The sequence below is a fragment of the Lysobacter sp. F60174L2 genome (assembly GCF_052547135.1).
This window is the reverse complement of record NZ_JBQWRA010000001.1, coordinates 58,390-83,866: the sequence shown is the minus strand read 5'-3', so window position 1 is coordinate 83,866 and position 25,477 is coordinate 58,390. Positions and strand designations below refer to the sequence as shown.

Sequence of the window (25,477 nt, the reverse complement as noted above, 5' to 3'; positions counted from 1 at the left end):
TCCCCAGCCCGTTAGCGCGGGTCCGCGAATCACGTTCCCCGGAGTTCCCGCTTCATGCTTTCCTCCCTGCTCGACTTCCTCGCCGGCGGCGTGCTGCAGGCCGGCTTCGGCGCGCTCGCCATCTACTTCCTGGTCGCGACCCAGCTGACCATCATGTCGGTGACGCTGTACCTGCACCGCAGCCAGGCGCATCGCGCGGTCGATTTCCACCCGGTGCTGGCGCACTTCTTCCGCTTCTGGACCTGGCTGACCACCTCGATGATCACCCGCGAGTGGGCCGCGATCCATCGCAAGCACCACGCCAAGTGCGAGACCGAGGAAGACCCGCACAGCCCGCAGGTCAAGGGCATCGGCATGGTGTTCTGGCGCGGCGTCGAGCTGTACCGCGAGGCGCGCGCCGACCGCGAGTCGATCGAGAAGTACGGCAAGGGCTGCCCGGACGACTGGATCGAGCGCAATCTGTACTCGCGTTGGCCGACGCTGGGACCGGTGGTGCTGCTGTTCGTCAGCTTCGGCCTGTTCGGTTTCGCCGGCGTGGCGATGTGGGCGCTGCAGATGGCGTGGATTCCGTTCTGGGCCGCCGGCGTGGTCAACGGCCTCGGCCACTGGTGGGGCTACCGCAATTTCGAAACCACGGACACCGCGACCAACCTGACCCCATGGGCGGTCTGGATCGGCGGCGAGGAACTGCACAACAACCACCATGCGTTCCCCAGCTCGGCCAAGTTCGCCCTGCGCCGGTTCGAGTTCGACATCGGCTGGAGCGTCATCAAGGTGCTGCAGGCGGTGAAGCTGGCCAGGGTGCTGCGGGTCGCGCCGTCGCTGGACGTGCGACCCAACATCGCCATGCCCGACGGCGAGACGCTGAAGGCGCTGCTGGCGATCCGCTTCCAGGCGATGACCGACTACTACCGCAAGGTCACCCTGCCGACCCTGCGCGCGAGCGACGACAAGTTGCCGCGCAAGCTGCGCAAGGCGCTGGCCGATGGCGGTCGCTGGCTCGACGACGCCAAGCGCGAGCGCCTGCAGGCGTGGCTGGACGAGCGGCCGAAGATGGCGACCCTGGCCGAGTACCGCCAGCGCCTGCAGCAGGTGCTCGACGACCGCTCGCACGACGCCCAGACCACGCTGAAGAAGCTGCATGCGTGGTGTGTCGAGGCCGAGGCCAGCGGCATCCACTCGCTGCAGCAGTTCTCGGCGCGGCTGAAGGGTTACGCGCTGGTGCCGGCGCGGGCCTGATCGCACGCGCTGTCGTCGCATGACTGCATTGCCCGCCAACGAAAAACCCGCGCCCGCCAGCGTGGGTTTTTCACGCATGGCCTTCGCGTTGGCGATGGCCGCGTCCGCAATCCCGCTGGCTGCCTCCGCGCAGGTGCAGCGCACCGGCGACTACCTGCAACGCATGGACACGGACTCGGACGGCCGCGTCTCGCTCGCCGAGTACCAGCAGTGGATGGGTTACGCGTTCGAACGGATGGATCGCGACGGCGACGGCGTGCTGGTGCCGGCCGAGTTGCCCGGCGGCCGCGGCCGCACGGTCCACCTGGCCGATCACCGCGAAACGCTTGCGGCGACGTTCCGGCGGCAGGACGTCAACGGCGATGGCGTGCTCGACGCCCGCGAGCTGGCCGCGCCACCGCAGTAGCGGGGAGGCGGCCGACGTGGAGCCGCCGGCATGCTGCCGTCGACCACGGTACGCGCTCAGCGACTGCCGGTTCCAAGTTCCATCCCGGCCAGCCGTTCGCTGATCGCCGCCGCGTGCGCCCGCAACTCCGGAATGGCCGTTGCCTCCCAGTCGTGGCCTATGCGTGCGCTGCCGATGCTCAGCAGGCGTGGCTGCGCGGTGCCATCCACGGCCACCAGCGCGCCGGAATCGTCCACGACCAGGCCCAGCCCATGCGGGTCCGGCGCAACCGCACCGCGCGCGGCCAAGGCTGTCATCAACGGACTGCGCATGTACTGCAGCCGGGTTTCGATACCCGCGCACGCGATCACCCGCTGCACGTGAAGGTGCTGCGTCGTGGCGGTACCCCGTGGTCGCCACGTCACGTCGAAATCCCGGGGATCACTGTCGATCGATTCGACCCGGCCCGCGTGCACCGTCAGTTGCCCCGAGGCGCGTATCGCATCGATCCGGGTGGCGACCCAGGGCGCGATGCGGTGGCGATGGATATCCCAATAGCATTGCAGGTGCCGCAGGAAGCGACGCCGCTCTGCATCGTCCAGGCTCCGCCACAACCGCTGGCCGTGCGGCCGCAGACCATCCATCGTCCACTGCCATGGCTTGCCCTCGCGCATGTCGGAATGCGCACGAGCGCGGATGGCATGCAACCGTTCGCGCACGCCGAGCGCCAGCAGTTCGTCGATTCCTGCGGACGGGCCGCGACCTGCCGTGTGCGTCAGCGGCATCAGGCCGTGGCGCGACAGTACGGCGATCCGGCCGCGGTGGGGGAGCCTGCGACCGGCCAAGCTGATTACGACGTCGGCCATGCTCAGGCCGGCACCGATGATGCAGATGTCGGCATCGGGCGGGATTGCCGCGATCGCCCTGTAGTCCCAGGCGTTGTCGATCGCCGCCGCGTTCGCGCAGGAGCGTGTCGCCGCCACTGATCGGGGGAGGTTGCCGGTTGCGAGGATGACGGCGCTGGCGTGCAACGAACGCCCCGATGCGAGCCGGATGGAATACGGCCCGGAGCTGGCCACATCGACTGCTTCGTCGCGCACATGCACAGATTCGGGCGGCGCGAACTCGCCAAGCGTGGCGCGCAGGTAGCCGCCGTATTCCAGTCGCGGTACGTAGCTGCGGGTGACATCAGCATCGTCCATCGGCGTGATGGCCGACAACCGCAGGTAGCGGACGAAGTGCGCCGGATCGTCACCGAACGCGCTCATTCCGCCGGCCGTTACGTTGAGCAGGTGCGCCGGGTCGCGGGTGGAATAGGCCGCGCCTTCACCGGGCAGCGCACGCGGCTCGATGATGCACAGGCGGGTGCGGCCGCCGCTGGCGCGCAGCAGGTGGATTGCCGTGAGCACACCGGCCGCGCCACCGCCGATGATCGCGACATCGAACGGGTCGGATGCAGTGGTTCCGGAGGATGGGCGCAACGGTTCTCCTTCGCCCATCGGTTCGACGGGGCACGGGGGCGACGCGCCGGATGGTAGTTGACCCGTCTGGCACTCCGGTTAGGTGGAAGTTAAGACGCGCGCAAAGGACAACGCCGGCACATCGCCGGCGTTGTCCCTGCTGCATCGACGTGGGTTGTTGCGTTACTGGGTGATGTCGGCCTTGTAGGTCTCGCGCAGGAACAGCGAGCCGATCACGAAGGTCATCAGCGCGATCACGATCGGGTACCACAGGCCGTAGTAGATGTTGCCGGTGGCCGCGACCAGCGCGAACGAAATGGTCGGCAGGAAGCCGCCGAACCAGCCGTTACCGATGTGGTACGGCAGCGACATCGAGGTGTAGCGGATCCGGGTCGGGAACAGCTCGACCAGCCACGCAGCGATCGGCCCGTAGACCATCGTCACGTAGACCACCAGCAGCGCCAGGATCGCCAGCACCATCGGCTTGTTGATCCGCGCCGGGTCGGCCTTCTCGGGATAGCCGGCGGTGGCGAGGGTCGGCTTCAGCGCGGCGTTGAACGTGGCCGCCTCGGTCGCCGCGGCCTCCTTCGCCAAGCCGGTGGCCTCGTAGCTGGAGATCTCGGTGTCGCCGATCATCACCGTGGCGACGGTGCCGGCCGGCGCGTCCTGCACGTCATACGGCACGCCCGCCTTGGCCAGCGCCGCGGTGGCGATGTCGCAGGAACTGGTGAACTGCTTCTTGCCGACCGGATCGAACTGGAAGTTGCAGGTGTCCGGGTCGGCGATCACCACCGCCGGGTAGCTGGCGCTGGCTTCCTCGACGGCCGGGTTGGCGTAGTGGGTCAGCGCCTGGAACAGCGGGATGTAGGTCAGCGCGGCGACCAGGCAGCCGGCCATGATGATCTTCTTGCGGCCGATGCGGTCGCTGAGCCAGCCGAAGAACACGAAGAACGGCGTGCCGATCACCAGTGCGCCACCGATCAGCAGCCAGGTCGTGGTGGGGTCGACCTTCAGCGACTGGGTGAGGAAGTACATCGCGTAGAACTGGCCCGTGTACCAGACCACCGCCTGGCCCGCGGTGGCGCCGAGCAGCGCGAGCAGCACGATGCGGCCGTTCTTGGAGAAGAAGCTCTCGGTGATCGGCGCCTTGGAGGTTTTGCCCTCGGCCTTCATCTGCTGGAACAGCGGCGACTCGCTCAGCTGCATGCGGATCCACACCGACACGCCCAGCAGCACGATCGACAGCAGGAACGGCAGGCGCCAGCCCCAGTCGTTGAACGCCTCGGTGCCGAGCACCTCGCGCACGCCGAGGATCACCACCAGCGACAGCAGCAGGCCGACCGTCGCGGTGGTCTGGATGAAGCTGGTGTAAAGCCCGCGCTTGCCGTTGGGTGCGTGCTCGGCGACATAGGTCGCCGCGCCGCCGTACTCGCCGCCGAGTGCCAGGCCCTGCAGCATCCGCAACACGATCAGGATGATCGGCGCGGCGATGCCGATGCTGGCGTAACTGGGCAGCACGCCGACCAGGAAGGTCGACAGGCCCATGATCACGATCGTGACCAGGAACGTGTACTTGCGCCCGATCATGTCGCCGATGCGGCCGAAGACAATGGCGCCGAACGGCCGCACCGCGAAGCCGGCGGCGAACGCCAGCAGGGCGAAGATGAAGCCGGTGGTCTCGTTGACGCCGCTGAAGAACTGCGCGGCGATGATCGCCGCCAGCGAGCCGTACAGGTAGAAGTCGTACCACTCGAACACGGTGCCCAGGCTCGACGCGAAGATGACCTTCTTGTGGCTCTGGGTGAGGGTGCCGGGCGTGGCCGGCCCTGCGGTTGCGCTGACACTGGACATGAGGTGGTTCCCCTTCGCTGGAAGCTGGTTTTCAGAAGCCGGGTTTTCAGAAGCTGTATTTGACGGTGGTGTGCAGGCGGCTCAGGTCGCCCTCGCGGTCGTCCTCGAGGAAGCGCTGGCCGAAGCTCAGTTCCGCGCCGATGTCGAGTTTGGAGAACGGCGAGTAGATGAGGTTGGCGCGCAGCGAATGCGCCCGCTCGGTCACGCCCTGGCCCATCAGGCCGACGTCGTTGTCGAAGTGCGCGGCCGAATACATCAGGTTGCCGCGCAGCTTCGGACTGAGCACATGGCGCCAGGCGACGTAGCCGCCGTAGCCGTCCAGTGCCTCGAGGTCGCCGTCGACGTCCTGCACCACATCGGTGCCCATGCCGAACGCGAGGTAGCGTCCAATCCCGCTGCCACCGTTGATCGCGTAACGGATGTCGTCGTTCGCACCGAGGTTGAACTTGCCCGACGCACTGAGTGCGCCGCCGGTCGCGGTCTCCTCGCCCGCCTTGAACTGGCGCAGCAGGCCGGCGACGGTGAAGTGGCCCCAATCGCCCTTGGTGATCCAGCGCGCTGTGGCGTCGGGGGCGATGTTGTCGCCGCTGTTGAAGCGCGGGCCGCCGGACAGGTACGGGGTGACGGTGGTCTGCGGGTTCTCCAGCGAGAACGACCACGGGCCATTGGTGTAGCGCAACTGGGCCTGGCGCACGAACACCACGCCGTCGGTCGGGCCGACGAAGTCGACCGAGTCCGGCAGCGCGGCGGTGTCCTGGAAGTTCGACCAGGTCTGGCCGGCCAGCCAGTGGTTCCAGCTCACGTAGGCGTGGCGCAGCGAGACGCCATAGGTATTCGTCGAGGTCTCGTTGCCGAGCAGCGCGTTGCTGCCGCCGCCATACATGTCGGCCTCGATGTAGGCCTTGACCTTGTCGCCGCCGTCGGTGACGTGGTCGGCGGCGAGCCAGAAGCGCGAGAACTGCGCGTGCATGTCGGTGTAGGCGTCGCCGCCCTCGGCGCCGTCGTCGCCGACCGGGATCGTGCTGGGGACATAGAACAGCCGGCCGGCCGAGCCGTCGGCGATGCGGCCGTCGCTGGTGTCGGTGGCCATCGCGTCGAGCTTGATGAAGCCGCCGAAGCTGAAGGCGGTGCCAGGCGCGGCCGATGGGGTGATGGTGGTCGCCTGGATCGCCTTGCCATCGGCGGCGGCGGGCGCGGGTGCGCTGGCCGGTGAGGGCGCGGTGGTGATTGCGGACGACTGCTGTTGCGACACCAACTGCCGGACCATCTTCTCCAGTTCCGCCACCCGGGCCTCGAGTTCGGCCTCCTTGGCGGTCTGGGCGAAGGTGAGGCCGGGCAGCATCAATGCGATCACCAGCGCCGCGGCGAGCGGTCGCCTGCGGACCGCGGCGGCGCGCGGCCGGCTTCGATCGGATACGTGGTGGCTGGACATGTGGCGGTTGGACACGTTCCCCTCCCATGGTTGGCCGTGTCGGACGCACGGTCCGCTGGAGCCTGCAGCGGCATCGCACTGCACAACCATTCGCCATTGGTCGTAGAGGGGCCGGTTTTCGCCGCGATGTTCGACCAAGGTCTAAGACGCGCGGTCACGGCGGCCGGCGCCGGATGTTGCACACTGGATGACCCGGCCGTCGTCGAGTGGCCGGTGACCTGCCAATGCCATCGGAGTGCGCCATGAACCAACCCGCCACCGTGTATCCGGTCAAGCCGGAGTTCGCCGCCGACACGCGGACCACCCGCGACGACTACCAGCGCCTGTACGCGCAGTCGCTGGAGCAGCCGGACGCGTTCTGGGGCAAGGTCGCCGAGCGGCTGGACTGGATGAAGGCGCCGACGCAAATCAAGGACACCAGCTTCGACCTGGAGGACTTCCGCATCCGCTGGTACGCCGACGGCGAGCTCAACGCCAGCGTCAACTGCCTCGACCGCCACCTGGCGACCCGTGGCGACAAGACCGCGCTGGTGTTCGAACCCGACAGCCCGGACACCCCGGCCGAGCGCATCAGCTACCGCCAGCTGCACGAGCGCGTCTGCAAGCTCGCCAACGCCCTGCGCGCGCTCGGCGTCGGCAAGGGCGACCGGGTCACCATCTACCTGCCGATGATCCCCGAGGCGGCGATCGCGATGCTCGCCTGCGCGCGTATCGGCGCGGTCCACATGGTGGTGTTCGGCGGGTTCGCGGCCAACTCGATCGCCGACCGCGTCGCCGACAGCGGCAGCAAGCTGATCATCACCGCCGACGAGGGGCTGCGCGCCGGCAGGAAGGTCGCGCTCAAGGCCAACGTCGACGCCGCGCTGAAACTGCCCGGCACCAACAGCGTCGAGACCGTGCTGGTGGTGCGCCACACCCGCGCCGCGGTCGACATGCAGATGCCGCGCGACCGCTGGTACGACGCGGTGGTCGACGACCAGCCGGTCGAGTGCGAGCCCGAGCGCATGAACGCCGAGGACCCGCTGTTCATCCTCTACACCTCCGGCAGTACCGGCAAGCCGAAGGGCGTGCTGCACACCACCGGCGGCTACCTGGTCTACGTCAGTTACACCCACGAGGCGGTGTTCGACCTGAAAGAGGACGATGTCTACTGGTGCACCGCCGACGTCGGCTGGGTCACCGGTCACAGCTACATCGTCTACGGGCCGCTGGCCAACGGCGCCACCGCGCTGGTGTTCGAGGGCGTGCCGACGTTTCCCGATGCGTCGCGTTTCTGGCAGGTCATCGACAAGCACCAGGTCACGATCTTCTACACCGCGCCGACCGCGATCCGCGCGCTGATGCGCGAGGGCGAGGCGCCGGTCAAGGCGACCTCGCGCAAGTCGCTGCGGCTGCTCGGCACAGTCGGCGAGCCGATCAACCCGGAGGCGTGGCGCTGGTACTACGAGGTGGTCGGCGACAGCCGCTGCCCGATCGTCGACACCTGGTGGCAGACCGAGAACGGCGGCATCCTGATCTCCGCCCTGCCCGGTGCGATCGACCTCAAGCCCGGTTCGGCGACGCGGCCGTTCTTCGGCGTCCGGCCGGCGATCGTCGACACCAACGGCACCCCGATCGAAGGCGAGGGCGAGGGCAACCTGGTGATCCTCGACTCCTGGCCCGGCCAGATGCGCACGGTCTACGGTGACCATCAGCGCTTCATCGACACCTACTTCAAGACCTACCCGGGCACCTACTTCACCGGCGACGGCTGCCGCCGCGACGCCGACGGCTATTACTGGATCACCGGCCGGGTCGATGACGTGATCAACGTGTCCGGCCACCGCATCGGCACCGCCGAGGTCGAGAGCGCGCTGGTCTCGCACGACAAGGTCGCCGAGGCGGCGGTGGTCGGCTTCCCGCACGACATCAAGGGCCAGGGCATCTACGCCTACGTCACGCTGATCGCCGGCGAGCAGCCCAGCGACGAGCTGCGCGCCGAACTGGTCAAGCACGTGCGCGCCGAGATCGGCCCGATCGCCGCGCCCGACCACCTGCAATGGGCGCCGGGCCTGCCGAAGACGCGCTCGGGCAAGATCATGCGTCGGATCCTGCGCAAGATCGCCGAGAACGCGCCCGACCAGCTCGGTGATACCAGCACCTTGGCCGATCCGTCGGTGGTCGACTCGCTGGTGCAGGAGCGCCGCGTGCCCTGACGCGCCCCGCATGCCGACGCTACTGATTGCCGACGACCACCCGCTGTTCCGCGAAGCCCTGCGCGGCGTGGTCGCGCGGGTCATGCCGGGCGCGCAATTGCACGAGGCCGACAGCGTCGACGCGCTGTACTCACTGGTCGAGGCCGAGCCCGACGCGGACCTGCTGTTGCTCGACCTCAACATGCCCGGCGCGCAGGGCTTCAGCTCGCTGGTTCACCTGCGTGCGCTGCATCCGCAGCTGCCGGTCGTGGTGGTGTCGGCGCGCGAGGAACCGGTGGTGATGCGCCGCGCGCTGGACCACGGCGCGGTCGGCTTCATCCCCAAGTCGGCCGATGCCGCGACGCTCGGTGAGGCGATCGGCAGCGTCCTCGACGGCGATCACTGGGCGCCGGCCGCCGCGTTCAACGCACCCGCCGCGCAGCCCGAGGAACACGACGCGGCGCGCCGCCTGCGCGACCTCACCCCGCAGCAGTTCCGCGTGCTGCAGATGCTCGGCGCCGGCCTGCTCAACAAGCAGATCGGCTACGAACTCAATGTTTCCGAGGCAACCGTCAAGGCGCATGTGACCGCGATCCTGCGCAAGCTCGGCGCCGGCAACCGGACCCAGGCGGTGCTGATCGCCGGGCGGCTCGCACTCGACCCGGGCAACATCACCTTGCCGCCGGAAGAAGTGGAGTAACGCGGCTAGCGCTGCGCCGCGAGGAACGCCCGCAACGACGCCGGCTTGACCGGCTTGGTCAGCACCCGGCAGCGGTGCGCGCGCGCGGCGTGCTTGAGCGCGTCGCTGCCGTCGCCGGTCAGCAATACGGCTGGCAGTTCGGTGCCCAATCGTTCGCGCAGCAGGTCGATGATGCCGAGGCCGTCGAGGCGGTCGTGCAGGTGGTAGTCGACCAGGGCGACGTCGGGCGTGTCGCCGGGCGCCAGCGCATCGAGCAGCGCGATCGCCTCGTCGGTGGTGGCGGCGAGCAGGGTCGCCACGTTCCAGCGCGTCAGCAGGGCGCGCATGCCGTCGAGGATCTCCCGGTCGTTGTCGATGCACAGCACCCGCAGGCCGGCGAGCGAGTCGGCGAAGCGCGGCTCCGGCGGCGTGTCGGACCCGGCGAGTTCCGGGAACCGCGCACGCCCGAACGGCACGGTGATCGCGAACACGCTGCCGACGCCGACCCGTGAGCGCACGCCCAGCGGGTGGTCCAGCGTGCGGGCGATGCGCTGGCAGATCGACAGCCCGAGCCCGAGTCCGCGCTCGCCGCGGCCGGGATGCTCGAAGCGGCGGAACTCGTCGAAGATCTGGCCGAGGTGGTGCGGCGGAATGCCCGGGCCGGTATCCCATACCTGCAACTCGACCGCCCCCTCGCGCACGCGCGGCGATCAGGGCGCCGCCGTCGCGGGTGTAGCGCAGCGCGTTGGCGAGGAAGTTCTGCAGCGCGCGACGCAGCAGCCGGCGGTCGCTGCGCACCACCAGCGGCGCCGCGGGCGTGCGCACGCGCAGTTGCAGGCCGCGGCTGGCGGCGATCGGCGCGTGCTGCGCGGCGAGTTCGCGCAGCAGCGGATTGACGTCGAAGTCGACGACCTCCGGTCGCAGCGCGCCGGCATCGAGCCGGGACACGTCGAGCAGGCCGTCGAGCAGGTCCTCGGCGGTGCGCAGCGAGGTGTCGACGCGCTCGGCCAGCCGCGTCTGTTCGCCGGGCTCGTCGCTTTCGCGCAGGGCCGAGGTGAACAGTCGCGCGGCGTTGAGAGGCTGCAACAGGTCGTGGCTGACCGCGGCGAGGAAGCGGGTCTTGGACTGCTGCGCTTCTTCGGCTTCGCGGGTGCGCTGCTCGACGCGCTGTTCCAGGGTCTCGTTGGATTCGCGCAACGCCTGCTCGGCGCGCTTGTACTCGGTGATGTCGCTGTAGCTGGTGACGTAGCCGCCGCCGTCGAGCGGTCGGCCGCGCATCTCGATCACCTGGCCGCTGGAGCGAACGCGTTCGAACACGTGCGGTGCGCCGGCGCCGAGGTGGTCGATCCGGCGCTGCACCTGGGCCTCGATGTCACCGTCGCCCATCTCGCCGCGCTCGGCGTTCCAACGCAGCAGGTCGGCGACCGGGCGGCCGACGTAGAGCATGCCGTCGGGGTACTCGAACAGTTCCTGGTAGCGGCGGTTCCACGCCACCAGCCGCATCCCGGCATCGACCACGCTGACGCCCTGGCTGATGTTCTCCAGCGTGGTCGCCAGCACCTGCCGGTTGAAGCGCAACTCCTGGTTGGCCTCGTCGAGTAACGCAACCACCTCGCCCAGCTCCATGCCGGATCCGCGCAGCGCGGTGGTCAGGGTCAGGCGTGCGGACGCCGCGCCGATCGCGGCCGACAGCAGGCGTTCGGTGAACTGGGCGAGCGCGCGGTCGGCCGGCTGTTCGGGCTGCCAAGCGTGGCCCTGCTGGCGCGCATAGTCCTCGAAGGCGCGACGGGCATGGCGCTCGCCGACGATGCGCTCGGCCAGTGCCAGCAGCTCGCCGCCGCGCACGCTGCCGGCCCAGCCGCCGGGACCGAGGGGCGGTCGCTTCGCATAGGGATCGAGGAACGGCGCGGCGCGCAACTGGTCGTGCAGGCGCGGCCGCTGTCGCGCCGAGACATAGACGAAGGCGCCGACGTTGAACAGCAGCGACCAGAACACGCCGTGGGTCAGCGGGTCCCAGCCGACCAGCCCGAACAGTTGCCGCGGCCGCAACCACGACGCGCCAAGCAGCCCGCGTTCGATCCAGCCGGTGTCGAACCAGCCCGCGTTGGCCAGCGTCGGCAGCAGCAGCGTGTAGGCCCACACCAGCGCGCCGGCGCCGAGCCCGGCGAGCGCCCCGGCGCGGCTTGCGCCCCGCCAGTACAGCCCGCCGATCAACGCCGGCGCGAACTGCGCGACCGCGGCGAACGCCAGCAGGCCGTGGTCGGCCAGGCTGCCGCCGACCGACCCGCGCGCGTAGGCATAGGCCATCAGCGCCAGTCCGAGGATCGTCGCCCGGCGCACCCACAGTACCTGCCGGTCGATGCCCGGCTCGGTCTGCCGCAGCGCCCCGGTGCGCAGCAGCACCGGCATGATCAGATCGTTGCTGACCATCGTCGCCAGCGCCACGCTGGTCACGATCACCATGCCGGTCGCCGCCGAGAAACCGCCGATGTAGACGATCAGCGCCAGCGTGCCCTGGTCGAGCGCCAGCGGAAGCGCCAGCACGTAGGTGTCCGGCGATACCCCGGTGCCGCCCAGCACCGCCTGGCCGGCCAGCGTGATCGGCACCACCATCAGGCTGATCAGCACCAGGTAGCCGCCGAAGAACCAGCGCGCCACGCGCAGGTCGCCGACGTTCTGGCACTCCACCACCGCGACGTGGAACTGTCGCGGCAGGCAGACCAGCGCGGTGAACGCGAGCAGGGTCTGGGCGACGAAGCCGACCGGCAGGCCCGGCCGGGTGACCTCGTCGGCGGCCTGCACGATGCGCTCGGCGACCCCGCCGACGCCCGGCAGGTGCATCAGCGCGAAGACGCCGATCGCGACGAACGCGACCAGCTTGACCAGCGACTCCAGCGCGACCGCCAGCACCATGCCGTGGTGGTGCTCGGTGGCGTCGATCCGGCGGGTGCCGAACAGGATCGAGAACACCGCCAGCAGCAACGCGGTGTACAGCGCCGGGTCGGCCAGCAGGCTGGCATTGGCCGGCGCCCCGGCGAGCACCTGGATGCTGTCGGCGACCGCCTTGAACTGCAGTGCGACGTACGGAATGGCGGCAATCAGCGCCAGCAGCGCGACCAGCGCTGCCAGCCCCGGCGCGCGACCGTAGCGCGAGGACAGGAAATCGGCGATCGAGGTGATGCGCTGCTCGTCGGACACCAGCACCAGCCGCTCCAGCAGCCGCCAGCCGAACAGCAACAGCAGCAGCGGCCCGAGGTAGATCGGCAAAAACCCCAGCCCGGTGCGCGCCGCGGTGCCGACCGCGCCGTAGAACGTCCACGACGAGCAGTACACCGCCAGCGCCAGCGAATACACCGCCGGTCGCAGCCAGCGATGCTTCGGCATCGCCTCGCGCCGGTCGCCGTAGTGCGCGACCAGGAACAGCATGCCGACGTAGCCGACCGACACCAGCAGCAGTATCCAGCCCGGAATCACCTGTGCGCGCCTCCCCGTGTGCCGACCCGAGTGTACGGGCACGCAGCCGGCCCACGGCAACAAAAAACCCGCCGGAGGGGCGGGTTCTTCGTTGACTCGAACAAGCCGGAAGGCTTACTTGATCTTGCCTTCCTTGTAGATCACGTGCTTGCGAACGACGGGATCGTACTTCTTGATCTCCATCTTGTTCGGCGTGTTCTTCTTGTTCTTATCGGTGGTGTAGAAGTGGCCGGTGCCGGCCGAAGAGATCAGGCGGATCTTGTCACGCTTGCCTGCCATGGTTCAGTCCTCCTCAGATCTTTTCGCCGCGTGCGCGGAGGTCGGCCAGAACGGAATCGATCCCGTTCTTGTCGATGGTGCGCATGGCGTTGGCGGAAACACGCAGCTTGATCCAGCGGTTCTCGCTGGCGACCCAGAACTTGCGCTCGTGCAGGTTGGGCATGAAGCGGCGGCGGGTCTTGTTCATGGCGTGCGAGACGTTGTTGCCGGTCGTCGTTCGCTTGCCGGTTACTTGGCATACACGGGACATGTGCACCTCGAAAGGTAGTTGGTGCTTCCCTTGGCCAGGGAGGCGGCGGCCCCGCCGGGTCCACGGCAAATCGTGGATGGCGCGCAATTCGGGTATCGGTACGCCGGCCCGGGTGGCCGGGCGACGGTGCTGGAACCAGGCGGGCCGGAACTGCGCTTCCGGGGCCGCCCCGCCTGCCCCTTGGGGTCGGCTGGACACAGCGAGCCGCGCATTATCACGCAAACTCCGTGTGCGGACAAGCCCGGCTTATTGCTGTGCCGGCGCGATCACGGCATAGGGAACCCGCCGGGGGTCGAACAGCTGCCGGGTCCGGGTATCGAGGAAGGGCGGGGCGTGGTCGCCGACCAGGATGATGGTGGTGTCGTCTGGCATTCCGGCCTGCAGGCTGTCGACGATGCTGGAGAACATCGCGTTGTGCCAGGCAACCAGGTGGCACGCGCTGGCGTTCGCCCGGGTTACAGGGTGGGCCGCGCAGATCGTCTGGTCGACGCCCTCACCCGGGCTTGCTATCGGCAGGTGGGTCGAGATGGTCAGCCAGTAGACGAAGTTGCGCCGGTCCTGACGTGCACGGAGATGGTCGACCAGTGCCTGCCACGCCGCCCGGTCGCAGATCCCGTGGAAGGCAACGCCGCACCGGTTGGGCGAGTCCAGCTGCCGGTTGAAGTCGGCGGCGAACCAGGTGTCGTCGAAGCCCAGGGCCGGATACCACCGGTTGCGGCTGAAGAAGGTACCCATGAATCCGTGGGCCGCGAGCGTCCGGTAACCAGCCCCGTGCATGCGCGAGGGCAGGCAGTCCGCTATCGGCAGTGCGCCCGGATCCGGGTGCACGGTGAGCATCCGGATTCCGCAGAGCTCGCGCAGTTCACCGGGCACCGTCGAGCCCTCGAACCGGACGTGCCCGGACGAGCGCACGACGAAGCGGGAATCGCCGGCGAGCCGATCGAGTGCCCGCAACTGCAGCGCGTCGAGATCGGGATCGGTGAAGGCCCCGAGAGACTCCACCACCACCAGGATCACGTTGCGTGATATCGGTGCGGCGTGGTCGAGCCGCTCGCGCAGCCCGGCACTGGCCCCATCCATCGGTTCATGCGCCTGGCTGCCGTTGGCGCCGCCCCGGGTTGCAAGCGCGACGCGCAAATGGTTCGCCGTGGACGCGGCGATATTCGGAACCGCCAGCGACCTACCCGAAACATCCAGCCGGCGTCCCGAGAGGCGCGCGTCGGCCATGACGAACAGCAGGGCCAGGCCCATGCAGAGCGCCGCGACGACCGCGCCGGTGGCGCGCGTCCGTGACCGTGACCACGACACCAGCCAGGTACATGCGCCCGCGGCTCCCAGCATGATCGTCGCCTGGGTCAGGACATAGGCGGGATCGATCGACAGCATTTCGGTGGTCGAGCCGAGCACGCTGGCGACGCTGAGGTGGTAACCCGGGGCAAAGGCGAACATCAGGTCGGCGCAGATCAGCACGAACACGGCCAACGCCGTGACCCGGTTCCCGAGCCAGGCGCTCGCCGCGCCGACGAGCAGGTAGTCCAGGTTGATCCAGCGCGGTCGATGAACCAGAGGCGGCCCAGGATCGCGAACAGCAGGTTGGGTAGCACCAGGAACGCGAGCAGGATCCAGCTGCTGCGGGCACCCGCCATTCCAGCCCGGTCCATCAAGGTTCCGTTGATTGCCACCGCTGTTCCTTCCTGGCTGCCCGCATGCGGGTGGCGGCGCATCGTACCAGCCGATCGACCCCCGGCGCGGGTGTTATTCCGGTTGCCCGCGCAGCTTTTCCAGCACGCCCTCGAGCGAGTCCAGGTCGCTGTAATGGATCACCAGCCGGCCCTTGCCGGCGCGACCGTGCAGCACGTTGACCTTGGTGTTGAGCGACTCCGACAGCTCGCGTTCGAGGCTGACGATGTCGGCCTGCGGCTTGGCCTTGCCGGGCCGCGCCCGCTTGCCTTCGGGCACCCGGCCGAGGGCGAACTGCTGGGCGCGGTGTTCGACCTCGCGGACCGACCAGCCGTGTTCGGCGGCGTCGGCGGCGAGCTTGCTGGCCAGCTCCGGTGACAGCGTCAGCAGCGCGCGCGCATGGCCCATCTCCAGTCGGCGGGCCTCGACCAGCGCGCGGATGGCGGGCGGCAGTTCCAGCAGGCGCAGCAGGTTCGACACCGCGGCCCGGGAACGCCCGACCGCCTCGGCGGCCTGCGCGTGGGTCAGGTCGAACTCGTCGATCAGGCGCTGCAACGCCTGCGCCTCCTCCAGCGGGTTGAGGTCCTCGCGCTGGATGTTCTCGATCAGCGACATCGCGACCACGGTGCGGTCGTCGACCTCGCGCACCACCACCGGGATCTCGGTCAGGCCGGCCAGCTGGCTGGCACGCCAGCGGCGCTCGCCGGCGATGATTTCGTAGGTCCGGCTGCCACGGCCGTCGCGGTCGACCTCGCGCACCACGATCGGCTGGATCACGCCCTGGGCCTTGATCGACTCGGCCAGCTCTTCCAGCTTGTCCTCGTCCCAGTGCTTGCGCGGCTGGTACTTGCCGGCGGTCAGGGCGTCGATCGGCAGGTTGCGCAGGGTGTCGTTGCCGTTGGCTTCCAGCGAGGGCGCCTCGGCCGCCGCCTTCGGCCCCAGCAGGGCCTCGAGGCCGCGACCCAGGCCGCGCTTCTTCGCCGCCGACGCGTTTTTGCCGGTGGCCTTCGGGGCGTCGTCGCTGGCAACGCTCATGCGTGGATCTCCTGTGCCTGGGGCGCGGCGTGCCCGGCCTTGTCGCGCTCGCGCTGGCGCCGCAGCACTTCACCGGCGAGCCCGAGGTAGGCGATGCCGCCGCGCGAACCGCGGTCGTAGCCGACGATGCTCTGGCCATGGCTGGGCGCCTCGGCCAGGCGCACGTTGCGCGGGACGATGGTGCGGAACACCTGCTCGCCGAAATGGTTGGTCAACTCGGCCGACACCGCGTTGGCGAGGTTGTTGCGGACATCGAACATCGTGCGCAGCACGCCTTCGATTTCCAGCCGCGGATTGAGGTTGGCCTTCAGCGCCTCGATGGTGTCGAGCAACGCGCTGATGCCCTCCAGCGCGTAGTACTCGCACTGCATCGGCACGATGATCGAATCGGCCGCGGTCAGCGCGTTGAGGGTCAGCAGCGAGAGTGCCGGCGGGCAATCGATGAGGATGAAGTCGTAATCGTCGGCGACCGGCTGCAATACCCGCTTGAGCTGCTGCTCGCGGCCGTCCACGCCCATCAGGCGGATCTCGGCGGCGGTCAGGTCGATGTTGCCGGGCAGCAGGTCGAAGTCTTCCGGCGCGCGTACGATCGCGGCGCCGGCATCGGCTTCGCCGAGCAGCACTTCGCAGACCGACGTCTCCAGCTCGCGCTTGTTGAAGCCGCTGCCCATGGTCGCGTTGCCCTGCGGGTCCAGGTCGACCAGCAACACCTTCTTCGGCGCACGCGCGAGCGCCGCTGCGAGGTTGACCGCGGTGGTGGTCTTGCCGACCCCGCCCTTCTGGTTGGCGACGGCGATGATGCGGGCCATACGGCTCGTCCCCTGATGCTGGTGGTGACTGGGTGGTGTGTGGCGATGGTTCGCACGACGGCGCCGGACGCCGTCGGGACACAGGATTATGCCCGGCTCAGGCGACGCTTGCCGAACCGGGGCCGGAGGCGGCGACGGGCGGGCTCCGGCGTGACATCGGTCACGAAGTACGCGCGGGCGCCCGGGGCGTGATCATCGCGGGTCGCGGCGGACCACCACCAGGTGCCGCTCGGCGTCCAGGCCGGGGACCCGCAGCGGATACGACCCGGTGACCGACCAGCCGGCCGGCAGCGCGGCGACCTCGTCGGTCGGGTACACGCCTTTCATTGCCAGCAGGCTGCCCCCGGGTTTCAGCAGGTGGCCGCCGAGTTCGACGATCAGTGGCAGCGTGGCCAGCGCGCGCGCGGTGATGGCATCGAAGGCGCCGGGCTCGTCCAGCGCCTCGATCCGCGATTCGGCGACCCGTACGTCCACCAGGCCGAGCTTGCGTATCGCCTCGCGCATGAAACGGGCCTTCTTGCCGTTGCTCTCGACCAGGGTCACGCGCAGGCCGGGCTTGGCGATCGCCAGCGGGATCCCGGGCAGGCCGGCGCCGGTGCCGAGGTCGGCCAGCGCGACGCCGGCCGCGGCAATGGCATCCACGTGCGGATGCATCGCCAGCGAGTCGAGCAGGTGCTTGTCGACCATCTCCAGCGGGTCGCGCACCGCGGTCAGGTTGTAGGTCCGGTTCCAGCGCAGCAGCAGCGCCAGGTAGTCGAGCAATGGCGTGGCGAGGGTGCGATCCAGCGCCAGCGCATCGAGGCCGGATTCGAGGCGGGTGCGCAGGGCGGGGGGCAGGACGGAGGCGTTCATCGATGGAATTATGACCCGGGCGCGCCGCGTGGCCGCCAGGCCAGCGCGCCGAGGTAGCCGGCCGCGGGGACCAGTTCGCGGACGGTCCAGTCGGCCGGTGCGCCCAGCGCCGGGTCGCAGGCCTGCAGCCGCAGCCCATCGGCGGAATCGGTAAACACCACCCGGTCCAGCCCGAAAGACAGCCCGTGGCCGTGGGCCTTCAGTACCGCCTCCTTGGCGCACCACAGGCGCAGGAACGCCCGTTCGGTCTCACCGTGCCCGGCCAGCCAGCCGGCTTCGCTGGCATGGAAGAACCGGCGGGCCAGCTCGAGCGCGCGCGGTCGCGGCCGGGGCCGCTCGAGGTCGGCGCCGACGCGGAGCCGTCTGCCCAGGACGACCAGCAATCCATCGCCGCTGTGGCTCCAGTTGCAGTCCCAGTCGCTGAATGGCCGGCCCAGTTGCGGCCGGCCGCGCGGGTCGCGGGTGATCGGCAGGCGTGCGGCCGGGCAGTCCAGTTGGACACCGAGCCAGTCGCGCACCCGCGGCTCCGCCGCTGAACCGGACCGGTCCCGCGGCAGCCAGGTCCAGCGGGGGTTCATTGCCACCGGTGCAGACAGGGACGTCAAAGTGGTGTTGGCCTCGGGCCGGCACGCCAGCGTAAGCTAATCGGAGGGGGGCGGCATGGCCGCCGGATAAGAAACACATTATGTCTGCGGTTATCGATACCACTGCCACGCGGAATGCCGCGGCCACCCTCGTCGGCGGCCGGTCGCCGCTCGCCACCGGAGCCGCCGACCGCGCGATCGCGTTCGACGCGCGCGGCGATATCAGCCTGGGGCGGTTCCAGCGCGAGGTCCGTGCGGTCGCCGCGAGCCTGCCGGATGCGCCCTGCGCCATCAACCTGTGCGAGGACCGCTACCGTTTCCTCGTGGCATTCTGCGCCGCCGCGGTGCGTGGCCAGGTCACGCTGCTGCCGTCCTCCCGCGCCGCCGCCGTGGTCGACGAGGTCCTTGCCGGCCACCCCGGCAGTTACTGTCTCGGCGACCACCCGCTGGTACCACAGCCGCCGCATTACCACTGCCTGCCGTCGCAATTGCCGCAAGCGGCGGGCGAGGCATTGACGATCGACAGCGACGCGCTGGTCGCGATCGGTTTCACCTCCGGCAGCACCGGCCAGCCCAGCGCCAACCGCAAATACTGGCGCTCGCTGCAGGCCAGCACCGTGCAGAACCTCGCGGCGCTGGCCGACCTGCTCGACCGCGACGGCAGCACCCACGTCGTCGCGACCGTGCCGCCGCAGCACATGTACGGCATGGAGATGTCGGTGCTGCTGCCGCTGCTCGGGCCGGTCGCGGTGCACGGTGCCAGGCCGTTCTTCCCCGACGACGTTGCCCGGGCGCTAGGCGAGGCCAACAGCCCGCCGCTGCTGGTCACCACGCCGGTGCACCTGCGCGCGCTGGTGCAATCGGGCGTGGCGCTGCCGCCGCTGGCCGGCATCGTCTCGGCCACCGCGCCGCTGACCGCGGAGTTGGCCGCCGCCGCCGAGGCGCGTTACGGCTGCGAGGTCCGCGAAGTCTTCGGCTCGACCGAAACCTGCGTCATCGCCCGCCGCCGCACCGCGGTCGAAACCGCCTGGACCCCGTTGCCGGGCGTGCGCGTGGTGCCGCAGCCCGACGGCGCGGCGGTGCATGCCGCGCATCTGGACACCCCGGTTGTTCTGGCCGACCTGGTGGAAGTGTCCGCCGACGGGCGTTTCGAGTTGCGCGGACGCAATGCCGACCTGCTGGAGATCGCCGGCAAGCGCGCCTCGCTCGGTGACCTGACCCGCAAGCTGCTGGCGGTGCCTGGCGTGGACGATGGCGTGGTCCTGCAACTGGACGCCTGCGACGGTCCCGGCGTGCGCCGGATCGCCGCGGTCGCGGTCGCCCCGGGACTCGATGCGGAGACGATCCTTGCTGCGCTGCGCAAACAGGTCGACCCGGTATTCCTGCCGCGGCGCCTGCGCTGCGTCGACCGGCTGCCCCGCAACGAAACCGGCAAACTGCCACGCCACGCGGTACTCGCGCTGCTCGACGGCTGATTCCGCCATGCCCGCGTCCGGACTTTAAGGGGCCGGAGAATACACACGGGCTGCTGACACCCCCATCACACGGGCCTATACAGACTGCAAATCGCCCCCACGCAGGGGTGCGTTTTCCACCCTCTGAATGGACCAAGGAGTACGAACATGATGGGTATCATCATTTGGTTGATCGTAGGCGGCATCATCGGTTGGATCGCCAGCATGATCATGAAGACCGATGGCCAGCAGGGCATCTTCCTCAACATCATCGTCGGAATCATCGGCGCCTTCATTGGCGGCTGGGTCGGCGGCATGCTGGGTATTGGCGGTGATATCAACAGCGGCGATTTCAGTATCTCCGGGCTGCTGATGTCACTGGTGGGCGCGATTATCCTGCTGGCGATCGTGAATCTGTTCCGGCGTGGCCGCGTGCGCTGAACGGGCGAGCATGATCCGGTTGCGGAAAAGGCCCGGCGATTGCCGGGCCTTTTCTTTGCGGGATACGATGCGGCGATGCCTACTCCTGCGCGGACAGCCCGTCGCCGACGTCGAGCATTTCCTCCATCTGGGCCAGGGTGTCGCCGTCCTTGATGACCCGCTTGAGCCAGACATGCAATGGCATCTCGCCCCAACTCGCGGCCTTGTCGGCGAGGTACGCTACCGGGCTGTGCGGTTCGGTGCGGCGGAAATACTCGGCCACCCGCCGCAACTGGACGATCGCCTCCTTGCGCGTGCCGATCACGCCGTTGCCGGGCGCGGCGGTGGCGGCAGGCGGCGGGGCACCCGGTTCCAGGTCGGTGTCGGCGTGCGCCGGCGGCTCCCCGTCGACCAGGACGCCGGCCTCGCGTGCGAACCGGTTGGCGGTGTCGCATAGGTGCTCCAACTGGTCGCGCAGGGCGGTAAAGCTGGGACCGTCCTGGCCCAGGCGGGCATCCACCGACTGTTCCAGTTCCGCCAGTGCCTCGCGGCAGTCGGGCAACTGCTCGCTCAGGCGCAGGTAGAAGGCATGCGGCGTATCGCGGCGGGCCGCTTCGAGGGTTTCCAGCGCAGGTTCGGTCGAGTGGTCGCCGTGGCGACCGCGCGCCGCCTCGAAATCGGCCAGCCCGAACCGCCCCTGTGGCGCCTGGGTCAGCGGCAATTCGCGCAGCCACCCGGTCGAGTGTCCGATCAGCCAGCTGATGTTGCCGATGCGCTGTTCGAGATCGCCATCCTCCACCTGCGGATGCACGTCGTCCCAGAAACCGTCGCACAGCCGCGCCACCAGGCGGTAGCCGCGCGCCAGGCCGATGAAGCCGTGGTTCCGGGTCTGCGCCTCCGCCCACCACACCGCCAGCCGCAGGTCCTTGCTGCGTTGCTGCAGCAACTGGCTGCTCTGTTTCGCGACAGCCGCCCAGTCCGCGCTCTTGAGGTCGGTGACCCATTCGCCCTGTTCCAGCGACGGATCGTCGGCGCGTCGCGCCTCCTGGATGGCGTCGTACTCGAGCGAGAACGACAGGTCCTCGCCACTGGGGCGGGCGTCGGAGATCGGTGACAGCAGTTCGTCCAGGTCGAGCATGGCGGTCCGTCGGGTGTGCTGCGGTCAGGGCAGGGTGATGGTCAGGTGGGCGGTGCGGCCGGGCAGTTGCACCACCTCGTGGTACCCCGCCAGTTGCTGTTCGGTATGGCCGCCGAGCAGCGCATCGAGTCCGAAATAGCCGAGCAGGCCGACCACCGTCAGCACCGCCGCCGGCGCCCACAGCGGCACCACCCGGCGAAGCGCGTGGGCGACCTTGTCCGGCGGCGCCCAGTGTGGGGCGAAGCCGGTGCGTTTGCCCTTGAGGTAGACGATCTCGTCGCCGAGGCGCGCGATCAGGTAACCGAGCTTCTCCGGCCCTTCGAGGCGGTATTTGCCTTCGAAGCCGAGCAACAGGCAGTAGTGGTAGACCTCCAGCGATGGCAGCCGCGGGGCGCCTTGCGCGCGCAGCTGCTCGAGGCGGTCGAAGAAGTGTTCGCCGGCGAGATGTTCGCCGAACAGCCGCAGCTGCAACGGGTTGCATTCCCATGCGTCGCGCAGCGATGAGGGCTGGCCCAGCATCGCTTCGTCGACGGCGGCGCAGAATGCGTACTTGGCCGCGTAGACATCCTCGGAGGCGATCCCGAGCCGGGTCGCGCCGCGTTCGACGCCATCGAGGAAGCGCTGCACCGAATCGACGAACGCGGTTTCGCTGGCCGGCAACTGGCCGCGCCTGAGCAGCATCAACAGGTAGAAGCCGTCGGCCATCAGGTCGAGCAGGCTACGCGGATTGGCGCCACCGCTCGGCCGTGGGCTGGCCTGTGCCGGCGACAGCGACGGCATGCCTTGCGGGACGGGGGGATTGGCGTAGTTCATGGCTTCCTGCCGGTAGCGGGGTGCGAGGGATCAGGGGGTCAATGCGATCAGTTCGAGCTTGAGTTCGCGCAGGCCCGAGGGGACGTAGATCATCAGCGACTGCGACTTGAGCATCCGCTCGTACAGCGGGCCGCGCGGTTCGATTGCGAAGTACTGGCAGCCCGGCCGCACCGGGATCGCCGCGGGTACCTGCGCGGCGTGGGTCAGCTTGACCCCTGGCAACGCGGACAGGACGCATTTTTCGACATCGTCCGGGGCGCCGACCTTGAACCGCACCGGCACGGTCTGCACCAGCTCCGCCCCGGGCATGTCGGCACCGACCGCGAGATAGAGCGCGCAATCCTGGTCGATCTTCTGCGAGTCCAGCCGGCCGAGATGGAACGACGGCTTCACCTCGCTGAGCGCGATCGCGAAATAACGGGTCGAGATCACCGTGCCCAGCAACTCGCGGACGATGCCGAACAGTCGCGCGAAGCCCGCTTCGGGCAGGGCGTGCTGGTAACTGGGCAGGTCGGCGAGCGAATGGCTCTTCGAGAACGTCAGCAGTCCGCCGGCCAGCCGCAGCAGTTCCTGGTGCAGGCGTTCGGGGTGCAGGCCGGGATGACGGAACAGGTGCGACAACGCGGCAAAGGCGGCGTTGGCGGTATGCAGCAACCAGAACGAGGCGATGTCGCCGGAGCGGAACTCGACCACCGACTGCGACGGTTCGCGATGCAGGCCGTGCAGCGCATCGGTCTTGGCCTGCAGGTTGTCGAGCAGGCGGCGCAGTTCGGCCAGCAGCGACGGCGCGGCGGCCAGGCTCAGGCTCGGCGCCAGGAAGTCGTCGTCGAACTCGAATCCGCCGGTTGCGGTCCGGCGTACCCGGGCCACCGGCAGGCTCACGAAGGGATCGCGCGGCTCGTCATCGGTCAGCAGCCGTACCGTCTTGCGCAGGTAGCCCAGCTCGGCGTCGCCGGCATCGGTGTAGAGGTCGGCGGTCGGGCGGGTGGCTTGCAGGTAGCGGGTCGTGGCGCTGCCACCGGCATCGCTGCCGCAGTTGCCGCCGTGGTCCTTCAGCAGCGGCAGGGCGAGATGGATCGTGGTCGATTGCACGCCGGCCGGCAGCGTGCCCAGCGACAGCGCTTCGGGCAGCTCGTCGTCGCCGGGAGCGCTGTAGATCTCGCCATCGGGAAAGATCACCGACAGCTGCTGCGCACGCAGGGTCCCGCTGGCCAGTGCCTGGGCATCGAAACGGACCTGCCGCACGCCCCAGGTATAGGGATGGGCCGCCTGGGCGAACTCCTGCAGCCGGCCCTCGTGGTAGGCGTCCTGGCGCTGGAAGTGTTGCGGGCGCAGGAACAGGCCCTCGCCCCAGAAAACCTTCGACATCCGACTCATGTTGCGATTCGATCCTTGATGGCCGGCGCGCGTTGCGCCGGTGCTGCTCCATGTCCATGCCGACAGCGGCGATGCCGCGTCGAGGCGCGCAGGTTACTACAACTCCCGGTTCCGGCCGCGTTGGCGACTCAGCCCTGCGGCGGCGCGCAGTTGCTCGATGCGAGGCTGTGCGAAGGACTCGCCAGCCGGGTCTCCAGCGCCAGGCTCGGCGTGGTCATCGCGCAGGCATGCAGGCCGACCGTGATGCCATCGCCGGTGGCCTCGTCCGCATCGAAGGAGAACCGCCAGCGGCTGCGCGCCGGTTGGCGGAACAGCGCGACCACCCCGACATGCCCGCCCCCGGCCGGCAGCCGTTCGAGCACCTCGTGGCGTTGCCCGGGCGCGAGCAGGATCTCGGTGACGCCCAGCAGGTCGTCGCCGAGCACGTCGTGCTCGCGTTGCTGGTCGAGGAACACGTCGAACGGCGCCGCCTCGAAGCGCTCGATACTGCGTAGCTGGTACACCCGCACCACCAGCGAGAGCGGACGCTTGCCGTCGCCGGCATTGAGGTTGTCGCCCGCGTAGAGTCGCAGCGGGACCTGCTGTGCCTGTGCTCCGGCGTCGCGCAGTCCGACCGCCTGCAGGCTCTTGTCGAATGCCTCCCTGAGCCCGCCCTGGCTGCTGCATCCGCTGGCGACCAGAAGTACAGGCAGCAGCGCGGCCAGCCATCGGCGGCCGGGCAGACGGGCATGGGGGGACTGCAGGGTCGGGAGACCGTCCATAGCGTGTTGCTCCATTGCGAGGGTGCCGGCGGCAAGAACGACGTTTTTCGGGAGTCTTCTTGACAGCGGCGATTTGAGGTTACTATATCCGCCACAGGTGCTTCCAAGTGCATTCACTTGGATATGGAGCTTTCGCCGCACACGCACCGGTGTGCGCCCACAAGGAGAGTGTCGATGAATCCCCGTAGCATGGCGTTCTGCCGTTTTGTCACCGTGGCCGCACTGGCCACGATGCTCGGTGCGTGCAGCACCCTGGCCAGCAAGGACACCGGCAACTACGCCGAATTGCTCGGCCAGGCCGAGGCCGAGGTGTCGGCCGGTCGCGTCGAGTCGGCGCTGCTGGCGTTCGACCAGGCCGCCAAGGCCGACCCGACCCGCAAGGAGCCGTGGGTGCGCAGCGCCCAGTTGCAGTTCGACGCCGGCAACTACGGCCGCGCGATCGTCGCCGCCGAGGAAGTGCTGCAGCGCGACCCGGACGACAAGGTCGCCGACAGCGTGTTGACCGTGGCGGGCCTGCGGGTGGCCTCCGAATCGCTCATGCGCCTGCAGGGCAACGGCGCGCTCGCCTCCGACACCGCCCGCGCCGAGGCCGAGCGCCTGGCCGCGACCATGCGCGCGACGATGGGCGAGGGCATCCTCGATTCCGGCGACGACGAGCCCAAGGCCCGTCGTTCCACCCGCCGCCGCTCGACCGCGCGCCGCGCCGCGCCGGCCGCCGCGCCGAAGGCCGAGAGCAAGCCGGCCGCGGCCAATCCGTTCGAAGTGCTGGGTGGCGGCTGAGCGCAGCCGGCCCCCGTTCGTATTCGTCAGGGAGACGATGAGATGTCGAAGAAGGAAAGTATCCAGAAGCGGCTGGAGAAGGTTCGCCCGCCGCGCGTCCAGCTCACCTATGACGTCGAGAAGGGCGACGCGATCGAACAGAAGGAGATTCCGTTCGTGGTCGGCGTGCTCGGCGACTTCAGCGGCCAGCCCGAGCAGGCGCTGCCGCGGATCAAGGACCGCAAGTTCGTCAACGTCGACCTCGACAACTTCGACGAGGTGATGGAAGGCATGGCGCCGCGCGCGGCCTACCGGGCACCGAACACGCTGACCGGCGACGGCGAGATCGCGGTCGAGATGACGTTCAAATCGATCGACGACTTCCGGCCCGAGGCGGTGGTGCAGCAGGTCGAACCGCTGCGCAAGCTGCTGGAGGCGCGCACCAAGCTGGCCGACCTGCGCAACAAGGTCGCAGGCAACGAAAAGCTGGAGGACCTGCTCAACGACGTCCTCGCCAACACCGAGCAGCTCAAGCAGCTCGGCCAGAAAGACCCGGCCGGTCAGGAGTAAGC

General features: G+C 69.1%; 22 protein-coding genes and 1 pseudogene. 8 read left to right on the top strand and 15 right to left on the bottom strand.

All coding sequences use genetic code 11. The annotated features are described in order from the left end of the window. Nucleotides 1-54: 54 nt before the first annotated feature. Both ACT9AS_RS00365 and ACT9AS_RS00360 read left to right on the top strand, forming a co-directional pair. Nucleotides 55-1,239 (top strand): DesA family fatty acid desaturase, encoded by a 1,185-nt coding sequence (locus ACT9AS_RS00365; protein ID WP_445098132.1) that lies wholly within the window; start codon nucleotides 55-57, stop codon nucleotides 1,237-1,239. A 76-nt stretch (nucleotides 1,240-1,315) separates the two neighbouring features. Further along, nucleotides 1,316-1,645, top strand: a complete 330-nt coding sequence (locus ACT9AS_RS00360; RefSeq protein WP_445099001.1) for a hypothetical protein — start codon at nucleotides 1,316-1,318, stop codon at nucleotides 1,643-1,645. A 56-nt stretch (nucleotides 1,646-1,701) separates the two neighbouring features. Here ACT9AS_RS00360 and ACT9AS_RS00355 read toward each other — a convergent pair whose 3' ends face one another. The 3 genes from ACT9AS_RS00355 to ACT9AS_RS00345 form a co-directional block, all read right to left on the bottom strand. Next, nucleotides 1,702-3,123: an FAD/NAD(P)-binding protein gene (locus tag ACT9AS_RS00355; protein WP_445098131.1), complete on the bottom strand. Its 1,422-nt coding sequence runs from the start codon at nucleotides 3,121-3,123 to the stop codon at nucleotides 1,702-1,704. A gap of 144 nt (nucleotides 3,124-3,267) precedes the next feature. Continuing rightward, nucleotides 3,268-4,935: an MFS transporter gene (locus tag ACT9AS_RS00350; RefSeq protein WP_445098130.1), complete on the bottom strand. Its 1,668-nt coding sequence runs from the start codon at nucleotides 4,933-4,935 to the stop codon at nucleotides 3,268-3,270. A gap of 46 nt (nucleotides 4,936-4,981) precedes the next feature. Beyond that, nucleotides 4,982-6,367, bottom strand: coding sequence for a DcaP family trimeric outer membrane transporter (locus ACT9AS_RS00345; RefSeq protein WP_445098129.1), 1,386 nt, complete (start codon nucleotides 6,365-6,367; stop codon nucleotides 4,982-4,984). A 242-nt stretch (nucleotides 6,368-6,609) separates the two neighbouring features. Here ACT9AS_RS00345 and acs point away from each other — a divergent pair, with 242 nt between their 5' ends. Together acs and ACT9AS_RS00335 are read left to right on the top strand one after the other, a co-directional pair. Next, nucleotides 6,610-8,562: an acetate--CoA ligase gene (acs, locus tag ACT9AS_RS00340; protein WP_445098128.1), complete on the top strand. Its 1,953-nt coding sequence runs from the start codon at nucleotides 6,610-6,612 to the stop codon at nucleotides 8,560-8,562. A 10-nt stretch (nucleotides 8,563-8,572) separates the two neighbouring features. After that, on the top strand, nucleotides 8,573-9,241 hold the full coding sequence (locus tag ACT9AS_RS00335; protein WP_445098127.1) for a response regulator: 669 nt from the start codon (nucleotides 8,573-8,575) through the stop codon (nucleotides 9,239-9,241). A gap of 5 nt (nucleotides 9,242-9,246) precedes the next feature. Here the strand turns inward: ACT9AS_RS00335 and ACT9AS_RS00330 are convergent. The 8 genes and pseudogenes from ACT9AS_RS00330 to ACT9AS_RS00295 all read right to left on the bottom strand — a co-directional run bounded on the left by ACT9AS_RS00330 (nucleotide 9,247) and on the right by ACT9AS_RS00295 (nucleotide 18,177). Further along, nucleotides 9,247-12,694, bottom strand: a pseudogene (locus ACT9AS_RS00330) (hybrid sensor histidine kinase/response regulator). Nucleotides 12,695-12,808: 114 nt separating this feature from the next. Next, a complete protein-coding gene (rpmG, locus tag ACT9AS_RS00325; RefSeq protein ID WP_445098126.1) occupies nucleotides 12,809-12,973 on the bottom strand; it encodes a 50S ribosomal protein L33 in 165 nt (54 codons plus the stop codon). 13 nt (nucleotides 12,974-12,986) lie between these two features. After that, a complete protein-coding gene (rpmB, locus tag ACT9AS_RS00320; protein WP_332616408.1) occupies nucleotides 12,987-13,223 on the bottom strand; it encodes a 50S ribosomal protein L28 in 237 nt (78 codons plus the stop codon). Nucleotides 13,224-13,469: 246 nt separating this feature from the next. After that, nucleotides 13,470-14,699: a sulfatase-like hydrolase/transferase gene (locus ACT9AS_RS00315; RefSeq protein WP_445098125.1), complete on the bottom strand. Its 1,230-nt coding sequence runs from the start codon at nucleotides 14,697-14,699 to the stop codon at nucleotides 13,470-13,472. A gap of 279 nt (nucleotides 14,700-14,978) precedes the next feature. Then, nucleotides 14,979-15,938, bottom strand: a complete 960-nt coding sequence (locus ACT9AS_RS00310) for a ParB/RepB/Spo0J family partition protein (protein ID WP_445098124.1) — start codon at nucleotides 15,936-15,938, stop codon at nucleotides 14,979-14,981. Further along, nucleotides 15,935-16,747 carry an AAA family ATPase gene (locus ACT9AS_RS00305; protein ID WP_445098123.1) on the bottom strand — a complete coding sequence of 271 codons (813 nt, stop codon included), beginning with the start codon at nucleotides 16,745-16,747 and terminating at the stop codon, nucleotides 15,935-15,937. Before ACT9AS_RS00305 ends, ACT9AS_RS00310 begins: the two co-directional genes overlap by 4 nt. 192 nt (nucleotides 16,748-16,939) lie before the next feature. Then, nucleotides 16,940-17,599, bottom strand: a complete 660-nt coding sequence (gene rsmG / locus ACT9AS_RS00300) for a 16S rRNA (guanine(527)-N(7))-methyltransferase RsmG (protein ID WP_445098122.1) — start codon at nucleotides 17,597-17,599, stop codon at nucleotides 16,940-16,942. A gap of 8 nt (nucleotides 17,600-17,607) precedes the next feature. After that, nucleotides 17,608-18,177 (bottom strand): 4'-phosphopantetheinyl transferase superfamily protein, encoded by a 570-nt coding sequence (locus ACT9AS_RS00295; protein WP_445098121.1) that lies wholly within the window; start codon nucleotides 18,175-18,177, stop codon nucleotides 17,608-17,610. A gap of 107 nt (nucleotides 18,178-18,284) precedes the next feature. On the opposite strand from ACT9AS_RS00295, the gene ACT9AS_RS00290 reads away from it, so the two are divergent. Together ACT9AS_RS00290 and ACT9AS_RS00285 are read left to right on the top strand one after the other, a co-directional pair. Then, a complete protein-coding gene (locus ACT9AS_RS00290) occupies nucleotides 18,285-19,658 on the top strand; it encodes an AMP-binding protein (RefSeq protein ID WP_445098120.1) in 1,374 nt (457 codons plus the stop codon). 150 nt (nucleotides 19,659-19,808) lie between these two features. Further along, nucleotides 19,809-20,078, top strand: a complete 270-nt coding sequence (locus tag ACT9AS_RS00285) for a GlsB/YeaQ/YmgE family stress response membrane protein (RefSeq protein ID WP_445099000.1) — start codon at nucleotides 19,809-19,811, stop codon at nucleotides 20,076-20,078. A 79-nt stretch (nucleotides 20,079-20,157) separates the two neighbouring features. Here ACT9AS_RS00285 and tssA read toward each other — a convergent pair whose 3' ends face one another. From tssA to tssJ, 4 genes are all read right to left on the bottom strand, one after another. Then, nucleotides 20,158-21,195, bottom strand: a complete 1,038-nt coding sequence (gene tssA / locus ACT9AS_RS00280) for a type VI secretion system protein TssA (protein WP_445098119.1) — start codon at nucleotides 21,193-21,195, stop codon at nucleotides 20,158-20,160. Between the two features lie 24 nt (nucleotides 21,196-21,219). Continuing rightward, complete coding sequence (gene icmH / locus ACT9AS_RS00275; RefSeq protein ID WP_445098118.1) at nucleotides 21,220-22,008, bottom strand: type IVB secretion system protein IcmH/DotU; 789 nt, start codon at nucleotides 22,006-22,008, stop codon at nucleotides 21,220-21,222. A gap of 30 nt (nucleotides 22,009-22,038) precedes the next feature. Continuing rightward, complete coding sequence (gene tssK, locus ACT9AS_RS00270) at nucleotides 22,039-23,376, bottom strand: type VI secretion system baseplate subunit TssK (protein ID WP_445098999.1); 1,338 nt, start codon at nucleotides 23,374-23,376, stop codon at nucleotides 22,039-22,041. 137 nt (nucleotides 23,377-23,513) lie between these two features. After that, nucleotides 23,514-24,146, bottom strand: a complete 633-nt coding sequence (gene tssJ, locus ACT9AS_RS00265; protein ID WP_445098117.1) for a type VI secretion system lipoprotein TssJ — start codon at nucleotides 24,144-24,146, stop codon at nucleotides 23,514-23,516. A gap of 174 nt (nucleotides 24,147-24,320) precedes the next feature. On the opposite strand from tssJ, the gene ACT9AS_RS00260 reads away from it, so the two are divergent. Further along, entirely contained in the window at nucleotides 24,321-24,926 is a 606-nt protein-coding gene (locus tag ACT9AS_RS00260; RefSeq protein WP_445098116.1) for a tetratricopeptide repeat protein, read from the top strand. Nucleotides 24,927-24,968: 42 nt separating this feature from the next. Continuing rightward, a complete protein-coding gene (tssB, locus tag ACT9AS_RS00255) occupies nucleotides 24,969-25,475 on the top strand; it encodes a type VI secretion system contractile sheath small subunit (RefSeq protein WP_445098115.1) in 507 nt (168 codons plus the stop codon). Nucleotides 25,476-25,477 lie beyond the last annotated feature (2 nt).

Excerpts from the sequence above, each read along its gene's own strand:
- ACT9AS_RS00365 (WP_445098132.1), top strand. The coding sequence starts at position 55 with ATGCTTTCCTCCCTGCTCGACTTCCTCGCCGGCGGCGTGCTGCAGGCC.
- acs (WP_445098128.1), top strand. The coding sequence starts at position 6,610 with ATGAACCAACCCGCCACCGTGTATCCGGTCAAGCCGGAGTTCGCCGCC.
- ACT9AS_RS00260 (WP_445098116.1), top strand. The coding sequence starts at position 24,321 with ATGAATCCCCGTAGCATGGCGTTCTGCCGTTTTGTCACCGTGGCCGCA.
- ACT9AS_RS00335 (WP_445098127.1), top strand. The coding sequence starts at position 8,573 with ATGCCGACGCTACTGATTGCCGACGACCACCCGCTGTTCCGCGAAGCC.
- tssK (WP_445098999.1), bottom strand. The coding sequence starts at position 23,376 with ATGTCGAAGGTTTTCTGGGGCGAGGGCCTGTTCCTGCGCCCGCAACAC.
- ACT9AS_RS00295 (WP_445098121.1), bottom strand. The coding sequence starts at position 18,177 with ATGAACCCCCGCTGGACCTGGCTGCCGCGGGACCGGTCCGGTTCAGCG.
- tssB (WP_445098115.1), top strand. The coding sequence starts at position 24,969 with ATGTCGAAGAAGGAAAGTATCCAGAAGCGGCTGGAGAAGGTTCGCCCG.
- ACT9AS_RS00345 (WP_445098129.1), bottom strand. The coding sequence starts at position 6,367 with ATGTCCAGCCACCACGTATCCGATCGAAGCCGGCCGCGCGCCGCCGCG.
- rpmG (WP_445098126.1), bottom strand. The coding sequence starts at position 12,973 with ATGGCAGGCAAGCGTGACAAGATCCGCCTGATCTCTTCGGCCGGCACC.
- ACT9AS_RS00290 (WP_445098120.1), top strand. The coding sequence starts at position 18,285 with ATGTCTGCGGTTATCGATACCACTGCCACGCGGAATGCCGCGGCCACC.
- icmH (WP_445098118.1), bottom strand. The coding sequence starts at position 22,008 with ATGAACTACGCCAATCCCCCCGTCCCGCAAGGCATGCCGTCGCTGTCG.
- ACT9AS_RS00350 (WP_445098130.1), bottom strand. The coding sequence starts at position 4,935 with ATGTCCAGTGTCAGCGCAACCGCAGGGCCGGCCACGCCCGGCACCCTC.
- ACT9AS_RS00285 (WP_445099000.1), top strand. The coding sequence starts at position 19,809 with ATGGGTATCATCATTTGGTTGATCGTAGGCGGCATCATCGGTTGGATC.
- ACT9AS_RS00305 (WP_445098123.1), bottom strand. The coding sequence starts at position 16,747 with ATGGCCCGCATCATCGCCGTCGCCAACCAGAAGGGCGGGGTCGGCAAG.
- tssA (WP_445098119.1), bottom strand. The coding sequence starts at position 21,195 with ATGCTCGACCTGGACGAACTGCTGTCACCGATCTCCGACGCCCGCCCC.
- rpmB (WP_332616408.1), bottom strand. The coding sequence starts at position 13,223 with ATGTCCCGTGTATGCCAAGTAACCGGCAAGCGAACGACGACCGGCAAC.
- rsmG (WP_445098122.1), bottom strand. The coding sequence starts at position 17,599 with ATGAACGCCTCCGTCCTGCCCCCCGCCCTGCGCACCCGCCTCGAATCC.
- tssJ (WP_445098117.1), bottom strand. The coding sequence starts at position 24,146 with ATGGACGGTCTCCCGACCCTGCAGTCCCCCCATGCCCGTCTGCCCGGC.
- ACT9AS_RS00310 (WP_445098124.1), bottom strand. The coding sequence starts at position 15,938 with ATGAGCGTTGCCAGCGACGACGCCCCGAAGGCCACCGGCAAAAACGCG.
- ACT9AS_RS00355 (WP_445098131.1), bottom strand. The coding sequence starts at position 3,123 with ATGGGCGAAGGAGAACCGTTGCGCCCATCCTCCGGAACCACTGCATCC.
- ACT9AS_RS00360 (WP_445099001.1), top strand. The coding sequence starts at position 1,316 with ATGGCCTTCGCGTTGGCGATGGCCGCGTCCGCAATCCCGCTGGCTGCC.